We start from the raw sequence: 11,370 nt of genomic DNA on the forward strand, positions 1-11,370 counted from the left end.
GCCATTGCGCGCCCCACCCTTGATGCCGGGTTACTGCGCAGCTGTTTCCTGCACCACGCGGATGACCCGTTGCGGGAACGGAATGTCGATGCCCTCGGCCTTGAGGCGGTCACGGGCCTGCTCGTTGAGCATGAAAATCACGTCCCAGTAGTCTGAGGTCTTGGTCCACAGGCGCAGCGACACGGTGATGGAGCTGTCACCCAGGGTGGATACCACAGCCACAGGTGCCGGGTCGGCCAGCACGCGCGGGTCCTGGGCCAGCTCCAGCAGTACATTGCGAGCCTTCTGCAAATCGGCCTCGTAGTCCACGCCAACGTCGAACACCACCTTGCGCGTCGGCTGGCGGTTGGTGTTGGTGATGATGCCGTTGGACAGGGTGCCGTTGGGCAGGATCACGGTCTTGTTGTCACCGGTACGCAGCACGGTGTGGAAGATCTGGATGCTGTCCACGGTACCGCTCACCCCCTGCGCCTCGATCCAGTCGCCGATGCGGAACGGGCGAAACAGCAGAATCAGTACGCCACCGGCAAAGTTGGCCAGGCTGCCCTGCAGCGCAAGGCCGATGGCCAGGGTGGCACCACCGATGGCAGCGACGAACGAGGTGGTTTCGATACCGATCATCGACGCCACGCTGATGGCCAGCAGGATCTTCAGCACGATGTTGGCCAAGGTGCGAATGAAGTTCTGCAGTGCCGGGTCGTGTACCCGCAGGCCCACGAGCTTGGCCAGCCGGTCGCTGACCTTGTTGGTAACCCACCAGCCAATGGCCAGGGTCACCAGCGCCAATAACAGGCGGCTGCCGTACTCCATGACCATCGGGATCCAGGTGGCGGTTTGGCGGACGAGCTGATCGACCTCAGCGTTCAAATCCATAGTCATCTCCTGACGCCGAGCGGCGATTGCACAATACACCGGGCCGCCAGCCTTTCAGCGGCCCCGGCCCCCATGGACAGCCACAACCGGCCAGGGGTTCCAGCAAGGGAAGTCAGTCGCGGAAGTTGTTGAACTGCAGCGGCATGTCGAATTCCTTGGTACGCAGCAGGGCAATGGCCTCCTGCAGGTCGTCACGCTTCTTGCCGGTGACGCGCACTTGCTCACCCTGGATGGAAGCCTGGACCTTGAGCTTGCCATCCTTGATGGTGGCCACGATCTTCTTCGCCAGGTCCTTGTCGATGCCTTCGCGGAACTTGGCTTCCTGCTTCTTTTCCTTGCCCGATGGGTAGGGGTCTTTGGCTTCCAGGCACTTCACGTCGATCTTGCGCTTGACCAGGGCCAGGCGCAGGATTTCAAGCATGGCCTCCAGCTGGAACTCTTCTTCGGCAGTGAGCATGACGGTCTGCTCCTTGTCCTTGAACTCGAAGCTGCCCTTGCCCTTGAGGTCGTAACGGCGGTCCAGTTCCTTGATGGCGTTATCGACCGCGTTCTGCACTTCGTGCTTGTCCAGTTCCGATACCACGTCGAACGAAGGCATGGTTGTTCTCCCAGAAATAAAAGCGCGCTCGGGCTGAAGATGGAGCGCGCTGGGTTTGATGGTTAAAATGCGGGCTCATTATAACGGGTTGCGAAACGCATATGAGCAGCACCTGGCACATTCTCGGCGCAGGCAGCCTGGGTAGCCTGTGGGCTTGCCGGTTGGCGCGGGCGGGCACTGCCGTGCGCCTGGTCTTGCGTGATGGTCAACGTCTGCGCAGTTACCAGCTGGCCGGCGGGCTCACCCTGGCGGAGCAGGACCAGGCCAGGTGTTATGCCATACCGGGCGAAACCGCAGACGCAGCAGGCCCCATCCACCGCCTGCTCGTGGCCTGCAAGGCCTACGACGCTGCGTCGGCCGTGGCCAGCGTCGCGGCGCGCCTGGCCCCAGGCGCTGACGTGGTGTTGCTGCAGAACGGCCTGGGTAGCCAGGACGAGGTCGCCGACCAGGTGCCCCACGCGCGCTGTATTTCCGCCTCCAGCACCGAAGGCGCCTTCCGCGAAAAGGACTGGCAGGTGCGCTTCGCCGGGCAGGGGTTCAACTGGCTGGGAGACCCAGGCAACCCGGTGCCTGCAACGTGGTTCGAGGACGTACAGCGGGCGGGCATCCCGGCCGAATGGACGCCGGACATCCTCCCCCGCTTGTGGCGCAAACTGGCGCTGAACTGCGCCATCAACCCGCTGACGGTGCTGTACGGCTGCAATAACGGCGGCCTGTTGGGGCACCTGGAAGAAGTGGATGCACTGTGTACCGAACTGCAGCAGTTGCTGCACCGTTGCGGGCAGCCCCAGGCGGCGCTTGGGCTTGGCGAAGACGTGCAGCGCGTGATCCTGGCCACTGCCGCCAACTACTCTTCGATGTACCAGGACGTGCAAGCGGGCCGGCGAACCGAGGTGCACTACCTGCTCGGCCACGCGTGCCGTGCAGCCAGCCGGCACGGCCTGGCCTTGCCCCTGCTGGAACACCTGCAACAGCGCCTGGTCGATAACTTGCATGCGCGGGGCCTGCCCTGCAATTGACCCAGCCCCTCAACCTGACACGGATACCGCCTGCCCCATGACCTTGCGCCAACGTCTGGAAAACCTGCCCGTCGGGCAGAAGCTGCTGGCGGCCCTGCTGGTCTTGCTGGTAACCATCCTGCTGGTGGCCAACCTCACCTTCATCAGTGCGGCCTACTGGATCACTCAAGAGAGCATGGCCCCGCAGGCGCTGCAGACCATTGGCCGGCTGGTGTCCAACCCACAGCTCGCGGCCCAGGCAGGGAACGACAGCGAGTCAGCCAACGCCCTGCTCAAGGAGCTGGACAGCTACACACCGCTGCGCGCCGCCGCCATTTACGGCAGTGACGGACGCATGCTGGCGCAGCTGCAACATGGCGAGCCAATGACGCTGCCCAAACGCTTTCGCAACATTGACGGCTGGCGCCTGATGGAGTTTCGCAGCACCCAGCTGATCCGTATGCCACGCGAAGCCCGCCCTCCGGCGCACTTGCTGCTGGTGGCCAGCAGCGAGCTGCCGATGGCCTTCTACACCGGCACGCTCAGTGCCAGCCTGGCCATTCTGGTGTTCAGCATTCTGCTGTGGATCGTGATCGCCCGGCAGATCAAACGGCTGATCACCCAACCGATCAACCAGTTGGAAGAACTCAGCCGCCAGGTTACCCGCGAAGAAAGCTACGCCCTGCGCGCCCGGCGAGGCAACGACGACGAGATCGGCAGCCTGGCCGACGCCTTCAACACCATGCTCTCGCGCATCGAGGCCCGCGAGCAGCAGCTCAAGCGTGCCCGCGACGAATTCCAGGATGCCTACGACCAGGCCCAGGGGCTGGCCGAGGAAACCCGGCACACCAACCGCAAGCTGGAACTGGAAGTTCAGGTACGCAGCAAGATCGAGAAAAAGCTCACAGGCTTTCAGAACTACCTGAACAGTATCATCGACTCCATGCCCTCGGCATTGATTGCCCTGGACGAACAGCTGTACGTGACCCAGTGGAACCAGGAAGCCACCGCGCTTTCCGGCACCCGCCTGGATGAGGCGCTGAACCAGGCGGTGTTCATCGCCTTCGCGCCGCTCAAGCCGTTTTTGCCGCAACTCAAGGAAACCGTCGAAAAACACCGTGTGGCAAAGATCGAGCGTGTCACCTGGCAAAAAGGTGATGAACCCCGCCACTACGCCCTCACCTTCTACCCATTGACCGGGGGCGGTGGCCGCGGGGTGGTCATCCGTATCGATGACATCACCCAGCGCCTGTCGCTGGAAGAAATGATGGTGCAGTCGGAGAAGATGCTCTCGGTCGGCGGCCTGGCAGCGGGCATGGCCCACGAGATCAACAACCCCCTGGGCGCCATCCTGCACAACGTGCAGAACATCCGCCGGCGCCTGTCGCCCGAGCTGCCGCGCAACCTGGAACAAGCGCACGAACTGGGCATCGACCTGACCACCGTCAACCGCTACCTGCACAGCCGCGAAGTGCCGCAGCTGCTCGATGGCATTCAGCAGGCAGGCGCGCGGGCTGCAAAAATCGTCACCCACATGCTCAGTTTCAGCCGCCGCAGCAACCGCGAACTGGCGCCCTGCGACCTGCCAGCGTTGATCGACCAAGCGGTAGACATTGCCGGCAACGACTTCGACCTGGCCATCGGTTTCGACTTCAAGGGCCAGGCCATCGTGCGCCAGTTCGACCCGGCGCTCGGCCCGGTGCCCTGCACTGCCAACGAGCTGGAGCAGGTGCTGCTCAACCTGCTGAAGAACGCCGCCCAGGCCATCCACCTGCGCCCGCAGCCCAGCGAGCCAGGGCGCATAACCCTGCGCACACGGCTGGCGCCGCCCTGGGCAGAAATCCAGGTGGAGGACAACGGTGTCGGCATGCCCGAGGCGGTGCGCAAGCGCACCTTCGAGCCATTCTTCACCACCAAGGAAATCGGCCAGGGCACTGGCCTGGGCCTGTCGGTGTCGTACTTCATCATCACCAACAACCACAAGGGGCAGATGGAGGTGCACTCCACGCCCGGCCAGGGTACCTGTTTCACCCTGCGCCTGCCTCTCGGCCAACCGGCACCCGTGCCGGTCATCACGGAGCAATGACATGGGCTACCGCCTGTCGAAGATCTACACACGTACCGGCGACAAGGGCGAAACAGGCCTTGGGGATGGCCGACGGGTGCCCAAGGACCACCCGCGCATCGAAGCCATCGGCGAAGTGGACAGCCTCAACAGCCAGTTGGGGGTACTGCTCGCAGGCCTGGCCGAACTGGGGATGGATGAGGTAAGCAGCGTTCTGGCGCCCTGCCAGCATCGCCTGTTCGACCTGGGTGGGGAGCTGGCAATGCCCAGCTACCAGGCACTGACGCAGGCTGAAGTACTGCGCCTTGAGGCCGCCATTGATGCCTGGAACGAAGAGCTGGGGCCTTTGAAGAACTTCATTTTGCCCAGTGGTTCCGCGTTGGTGGCGCAGGCACATGTGTGTCGCAGCCTGGCACGCAGTGCCGAGCGCCGTTGCCAGCACTTGAATGCCGTGGAACCTTTGGAGGGTGTAGGGCTGGCCTACATCAACCGCCTTTCAGACCTGTTGTTCGTCGCAGCGCGAATCATTGGCCGCAGGCAGGGGGTCGCCGAAGTGTTGTGGCAGCCTGCCGAGAAGCCAGCAGGCTGACACCAGGGGGCCGCCGTTCAGGCCACAGGCCAGAACGCGCGTATGCCGGCTACCCCCTGAGCCCCGGCTTGCCAGGCCTGCTCACGCTCACCCGGCCCTACGCCGCCGAGCAGGTACACCGGCAGCGGGCACGCCGCGATCAGCCGCTGCGCCTCTTCCCAGCCCAGCGGTGCAGCGTCCGGGTGGGTCTGGGTGGCCTGTACAGGGGACAACGTGACAAAGTCGACCCCCATCTGCTGTGCCAGGGCCAGCTCTTCAGCGTTGTGGCAGGACGCTGCCAGCCACCGGTCGGTGGGGAACGGCCGGCCCTTGGGCGCATATTTGCGCAGTTGCGCCGCCGTCAGGTGCCAGCCGGCCGCAGGGAAGTCGCCCAGCCATTCCAGCGGGCCTTTGAGCATCAACTGCGCCTTGCCGGCGCACAGCCCGACCGCATCCACCGCCACATCCCGGTACTTGGGGTCGTACATGTCCGGTGCACGCAACTGGATCAGGCGCAGGCCAACGGCCACCGCTTTCTGGATGCCCTTGAGCAGTTGCGGGACTTCCAGCTCATCGGGGGTGATCAGGTACTGGTCAGGCAGGCGTGCAGCGGCAACAATGGGCCTGTTGGCTTGCGGGAAGTCGTACTGGGCCAGGTCGCGCGGTGCCACCCAGGCCAGCGGCTGGCCCTCGGCGCCATGGGGTTCGCCCTCGAACGCATCGACTTCGCGAACCTCCAGCAGCACGTGCTTGTCGGGGTAGTCGTGGCTGACCTTGATCAGGGGGCGCGAACGCGTCACCCGAATGCCCAGCTCTTCGTTGAGCTCGCGGGCCAACGCCGCCTCGACGCTTTCACCCGCCTCCACCTTGCCACCCGGAAACTCCCAAAGGCCACCTTGGTGCTGGGTATCGGCGCGGCGTGCAATCAGGATGCGACCATCCAGGCCACGGATCACGGCGGCTACAACATGAATCCGTTTCACCGCTTACGCTCCACCGGGTTCAAGGCTGGCACGCTGTGTTGAAGAAAGCCCATGGTTCGGCTCCTTTTGGCGTTGAAATGGCGGGGCCGGCAGGCAGCCCCGGCTGTATCAGGTACGGTACTCGGCGTTGATCTTCACGTACTCGTGGGAGAGGTCGGTGGTCCAGATGGTTTCATTGCACTGGCCGCGGCCCAGTTCGATGCGGATGGTGATTTCTTCCTGAGCCATCACCTTGGCACCCTGGTCCTCGGTGTAGCTTGGGCTACGGCAGCCCTGACTGGCGATGCAAACGCTGTCCAGGTAGACATCGATCAGGCTCACATCAAGCGCCGGCACACCGGCACGGCCAACGGCGGCGAGGATACGGCCCCAGTTCGGGTCCGAGGCAAACAACGCAGTCTTGATCAGCGGCGAGTGGGCCACCGCGTAACCGACGTCCAGGCATTCCTGGTGGTTGCCGCCGCCATTCACCTGCACGGTCACGAACTTAGTGGCACCCTCGCCGTCACGCACAATGGCCTGGGCCACTTCCATGCACACCTCGAACACTGCCTTCTTCAGCGCTTCGAACAGTGCACCGCTGGCTTCGGTCACTTCCGGCAGGTTGGCCTTGCCAGTGGCAATCAGCATGCAGCAGTCGTTGGTCGAGGTGTCGCCATCGATGGTGATGCGGTTGAACGACTTGTTGGCGCCGTCCAGCATCAGGTCCTTGAGCACTGCCGGTGCCACTTTGGCATCGGTGGCGATGTAGCCAAGCATGGTCGCCATGTTCGGGCGGATCATGCCTGCACCCTTGCTGATGCCGGTCACGGTGACGGTGACGCCCTCGTGCTGGAACTGGCGGCTGGCGCCCTTGGGCAGGGTGTCAGTGGTCATGATGCCGGTGGCGGCTTCAGCCCAGTTGTTTTCCGACAGGTTGTCCAGGGCAGCCTGCAAGGCGCCTTCGATCTTCTCTACCGGTAGCGGCTCACCGATTACACCGGTCGAGAATGGCAGCACCGACTCGGCCGGCACACCCGCCAGCTCGGCCAGCTTGGCGCAGGTACGTTCGGCGGCGGCAAGGCCCGGCGCACCGGTGCCGGCGTTGGCATTGCCGGTGTTGGTCAACAGGTAGCGCACGGTACCCTGCACGCGTTGCTTGGACAGGATCACCGGGGCCGCGCAGAACGCGTTGAGGGTGAACACGCCCGCTACGCTGGAGCCTTCGGCGCAGCGCATGACCACCACATCCTTGCGCCCTGGGCGCTTGATGCCGGCAGAAGCGATACCGAGTTCAAAACCCGGAACCGGGTGCAGGGTGGGCAGAGGACCAAGACCAACAGCCATTAGAGCGCTCCTAGACAATAGAGTTGATATCGAAAGACGAGGCCGCTGCTACAGGATTGTCGCGGTTCCTGTAGCAGCGGCCTTGTGTTGCGAGAGGGCCGCAAAGCGGCCCCCCGGATGTTTCAGCCTGCAGCGAACCGGTCAGGTCACTCGATCTGGCCGTGGCAGTGCTTGAACTTCTTGCCCGAGCCACACCAGCATGGCTCGTTGCGGCCCAGCTTCTGGTCATTGCGCACAGGGGCAGTGGCCACGGCCACCTCAGCACCCTCTTCGCTCAACTGCTCGCTTTCCAGGCCTGGCGCCGGTGCATGTTCGAACTGCATGCGGCTGGCCAGCTCTTCGGCATCGCGACGCAGGCGCGCCTCTTCTTGTTCCGGGTCTTCGCGGCGAACCTGAACGTGCGACAGCACGCGGATGGCGTCGCGCTTGATCGACTCGAGCAGTTCCTGGAACAGGGTGAACGACTCGCGCTTGTACTCCTGCTTGGGGTTTTTCTGGGCATAGCCACGCAGGTGGATACCGTGGCGCAGGTGGTCCATGGTGGACAGGTGGTCCTTCCACAGGTCGTCCAGTACACGCAGCAGAATCTGCTTCTCGAAGGTACGCAGTGCGTCGATACCCGCCTGGTCTTCCTTCTCGGTGTAGGCGGTGGTGATCTCGTTGAGCAACTTCTCGCGCAGGGTTTCTTCGTAGAGGTGGTCATCCTCGTCGAGCCACTGCTGGATGGGCAGCTTCATGGCGAAATCACTGGCAAGCGACGCCTCCAGGCCAGCCACGTCCCACTGCTCGGGCAGCGATTGCGGCGGGATATGCTGGCTGATGGTAGCGTCCAGCACTTCCTTGCGGAATTCGACGATGGTGTCGCCCACGTTCTCGGCCGCCAGCAGGCTGTTGCGCATGTGGTAGATCACCTTGCGCTGTTCGTTGGCCACGTCGTCGTATTCGAGCAGCTGTTTACGGATGTCGAAGTTGCGCCCTTCTACCTTGCGCTGGGCCTTCTCGATGGCGTTGGTGACCATGCGGTGTTCGATGGCCTCGCCAGACTGCATGCCCAGCGCCTTCATGAAGTTCTTCACCCGGTCGGAGGCAAAGATGCGCATCAGGCTGTCTTCGAGCGACAGGTAGAAGCGGCTGGAGCCCGGGTCACCCTGGCGGCCCGAACGGCCACGCAGCTGGTTGTCGATACGGCGCGATTCATGGCGCTCGGAGGCGATGACATGCAGGCCACCCGACTCGATCACCTGCTGGTGGCGCTTCTGCCAGTCGGCCTTGATCTGGGCGATCTGCTCGGCGGTGGGGCTGTCCAGCGCAGCCACTTCAGCTTCCCAGTTGCCGCCCAGCAGGATGTCGGTACCACGGCCGGCCATGTTGGTGGCGATGGTCAGGGCGCCCGGCGCACCGGCCTGGGCGATGATCTCGGCTTCCTTCTCGTGGTACTTGGCGTTGAGCACCTTGTGGTCAATGCCTTCCTTCTGCAGAAGGTTGGACATGTGCTCGGAGGTCTCGATGGTGGCAGTACCCACCAGCACCGGGCGCCCCAGCTTCATGCTTTCCTTGATGTCTGCGATGATCGCGGCGTATTTCTCGTCTGCGGTCAGGTACACCAGGTCGTTGTGGTCCTTACGCGCCAGCGGCTTGTTCGGCGGGATGACCATCACGTTCAGGGCATAGATTTGCGCGAACTCGAACGCCTCGGTATCGGCGGTACCGGTCATGCCGGACAGCTTGGTGTACAGGCGGAAGTAGTTCTGGAAGGTGGTGGAGGCCAGGGTCTGGCTCTCTGCCTGGATGTTGAGGTTTTCCTTGGCCTCGATGGCCTGGTGCAGGCCCTCGGACAAGCGACGGCCCGGCATGGTGCGGCCGGTGTGTTCGTCGATCAGCAAGACCTGGCCGTCCTGGACAATGTACTCGACGTTGCGGTGGAACAGCTTGTGCGCACGCAGGCCGGCGTACACGTGGGTCAGCAACCCTAGGTTGTGCGCCGAGTACAGGCTCTCGCCCTCGGCCAGCATGCCGGACTGGGTGAGCATTTCTTCGATGAACTGGTGACCGGCTTCGTTCAGCTCGACCTGGCGGCTCTTCTCGTCGATGGAGAAGTGACCTTCCTGGGTGACCTGGCCTTCCACTTCTTCGATGTGCTGGGTCAGGCGTGGGATCAGGCGGTTGATCTCGATGTACAGCTTCGAGCTGTCTTCTGCCTGGCCAGAGATGATCAGCGGGGTACGCGCTTCGTCGATGAGGATGGAGTCCACTTCGTCGATCACGGCGAAGTTCAGCTCACGCTGGAACTTCTCGTCCTGGCTGAACGCCATGTTGTCGCGCAGGTAGTCGAAACCGAATTCGTTGTTGGTGCCGTAGGTGATGTCGGCGGCATAAGCGGCGCGCTTTTCTTCAGGCGGCTGGAAGGCCGAGACGATACCAACCGAGAGGCCGAGGAATTCGTACAGCGGGCGCATCCAGTTGGCGTCACGGCGGGCCAGGTAGTCGTTGACGGTGACCACGTGTACGCCTTTGCCGGACAGGGCATTGAGGTAGACGGCCAGGGTACCGACCAAGGTCTTGCCTTCACCGGTGCGCATTTCTGCGATCATGCCCTCGTGCAGGGTCATGCCGCCGATCAGCTGCACGTCGAAGTGGCGCATACCCATCACGCGCTTGCCGGCCTCACGGGCCACGGCGAAGGCTTCGGGCAGCAATTGGTCCAGTGTCTCGCCTTTGGCCAGGCGCTCCTTGAACTCTGCGGTCTTGCCCCGCAGTTGCTCGTCGGAGAGGGCCACCATCTTCTCTTCGAAGGCATTGACGATACTCACCGTCTTGAGCATGCGTTTGACTTCACGCTCGTTCTTGCTTCCAAAAAGTTTCTTTAACAAAGGCGCAAACATATCGGCAGGATCTTCCACACGTAGGGATGGAGGGCGGCCCCGTGAGTCGCCCGTGCAGCCCTGAGGCCGCATGCGAACGAGCATTCTACCCGGAAACGATGGTGAGGAAAGTGGTGGATTCCACGATGCTGGCACAGCGCTTTGGCAGGGGCGTGTCTTAGATTGGGCCATTTTCCCTGAGTTCAAGGTTTGCCGTGATGAAACGTTCAGGCAGCGTGTGGCAAAAGCTTGATTTGCATCATGAAAGCACACGCATGAGTGGTCACGGGGAGGCCTGCGAAAAGGCCGTCAGCGATCATAGAGGTGCTAAACTGCCGATCTTGTAACCTCATGCGTACCCCCATGGCCTTCAAACCTTCCTCTGCCCAGCTGCCGTCCGCCCTGCTGCGCCAGGTGCGCCCGCTGCGCCTGCTGTTGAACCAGGCCGAACGCCTGGAGCATTTGCAGCGTTTGCTGGAAAGCCAACTGCAGCCGGCTGCGCGCGAGCACTGCCATGTGGCGTCGTGGCGTGACGGCACGTTGCTGCTGGTGGTGACCGATGGCCATTGGGCTACTCGCCTGCGCTACCAGCAGAAGCGTCTGGTGGCGGCGCTGCAGGCCATGGAGGCGTTCGGCAACCTCAGGCGCATCCTGTACAAAGTGCAGCCGCCTTTGGTGCCGGCCAAGCGCGGGAGCAACCTGACGGAGTTGTCGCCCAGCGCGGCCGAGAGCCTGCGTGACACGGCGCAAGGCATCACAGACCCGAAGTTGCGCGCCGCGCTGGAGCGATTGGCGGCGCATGCCCGGGACAAGGGGTGATTCGGGGCTGATGTGTCACCCTTGTCTGCGCACAGGTGTCAGCGATGTATGCGGTCTGCGCTATTTCCGGTATTCCTGGGCTCGACTGACTTAATTCGCAAATCACCCTATTCAAACTTTCGCGCACTTCAGCTGAGCCCCAACCAGCGCCCTTCAGGTACTCCGTAACTATATTCCAACTCGCTGTTGCTTTAGATCTTGATCTTGATCTTGATCTTGATCTTGATCTTGATCTTGATCTTCGCGACTTCAGGAGGCCGAACGAAGGACTTGCGGAGG

Annotated in this window: 9 protein-coding genes; 4 read left to right on the top strand and 5 right to left on the bottom strand. The window is 62.9% G+C overall.

All coding sequences use genetic code 11. From position 1 onward, the window contains the following. Window positions 1-30: 30 nt before the first annotated feature. Entirely contained in the window at window positions 31-873 is an 843-nt protein-coding gene (locus tag IAE36_RS20770; RefSeq protein ID WP_028635168.1) for a mechanosensitive ion channel family protein, read from the bottom strand. Between the two features lie 112 nt (window positions 874-985). Then, a complete protein-coding gene (locus IAE36_RS20775) occupies window positions 986-1,471 on the bottom strand; it encodes a YajQ family cyclic di-GMP-binding protein (protein WP_028635169.1) in 486 nt (161 codons plus the stop codon). A 101-nt stretch (window positions 1,472-1,572) separates the two neighbouring features. Between IAE36_RS20775 and IAE36_RS20780 the strand changes: the two genes are divergently transcribed. From IAE36_RS20780 to IAE36_RS20790, 3 genes are read left to right on the top strand one after another with little or no spacing between them, the layout of a single operon-like run. Beyond that, complete coding sequence (locus tag IAE36_RS20780; protein ID WP_201214389.1) at window positions 1,573-2,490, top strand: putative 2-dehydropantoate 2-reductase; 918 nt, start codon at window positions 1,573-1,575, stop codon at window positions 2,488-2,490. 37 nt (window positions 2,491-2,527) lie between these two features. Continuing rightward, complete coding sequence (locus tag IAE36_RS20785) at window positions 2,528-4,555, top strand: ATP-binding protein (RefSeq protein WP_201214391.1); 2,028 nt, start codon at window positions 2,528-2,530, stop codon at window positions 4,553-4,555. A gap of 1 nt (window position 4,556) precedes the next feature. Then, the gene (locus tag IAE36_RS20790; protein ID WP_028635172.1) at window positions 4,557-5,123 is read left to right on the top strand and encodes a cob(I)yrinic acid a,c-diamide adenosyltransferase; all 567 of its coding nucleotides are present in this window, start codon (window positions 4,557-4,559) and stop codon (window positions 5,121-5,123) included. Between the two features lie 17 nt (window positions 5,124-5,140). On the opposite strand, the gene IAE36_RS20795 is transcribed toward IAE36_RS20790, so the two are convergent. From IAE36_RS20795 to secA, 3 genes are all read right to left on the bottom strand, one after another. Next, window positions 5,141-6,085, bottom strand: coding sequence for a Nudix family hydrolase (locus tag IAE36_RS20795; RefSeq protein WP_201214393.1), 945 nt, complete (start codon window positions 6,083-6,085; stop codon window positions 5,141-5,143). Window positions 6,086-6,193: 108 nt separating this feature from the next. Continuing rightward, window positions 6,194-7,411 carry a bifunctional glutamate N-acetyltransferase/amino-acid acetyltransferase ArgJ gene (argJ, locus tag IAE36_RS20800; RefSeq protein WP_028635174.1) on the bottom strand — a complete coding sequence of 406 codons (1,218 nt, stop codon included), beginning with the start codon at window positions 7,409-7,411 and terminating at the stop codon, window positions 6,194-6,196. Between the two features lie 146 nt (window positions 7,412-7,557). Next, window positions 7,558-10,293 carry a preprotein translocase subunit SecA gene (gene secA / locus IAE36_RS20805; protein WP_201214394.1) on the bottom strand — a complete coding sequence of 912 codons (2,736 nt, stop codon included), beginning with the start codon at window positions 10,291-10,293 and terminating at the stop codon, window positions 7,558-7,560. 342 nt (window positions 10,294-10,635) lie between these two features. Here secA and IAE36_RS20810 point away from each other — a divergent pair, with 342 nt between their 5' ends. Next, window positions 10,636-11,091 carry a DUF721 domain-containing protein gene (locus IAE36_RS20810; RefSeq protein ID WP_028635176.1) on the top strand — a complete coding sequence of 152 codons (456 nt, stop codon included), beginning with the start codon at window positions 10,636-10,638 and terminating at the stop codon, window positions 11,089-11,091. Window positions 11,092-11,370 lie beyond the last annotated feature (279 nt).

This window comes from Pseudomonas sp. S36, assembly GCF_016647875.1.
GTDB lineage: Bacteria > Pseudomonadota > Gammaproteobacteria > Pseudomonadales > Pseudomonadaceae > Aquipseudomonas > Aquipseudomonas parafulva.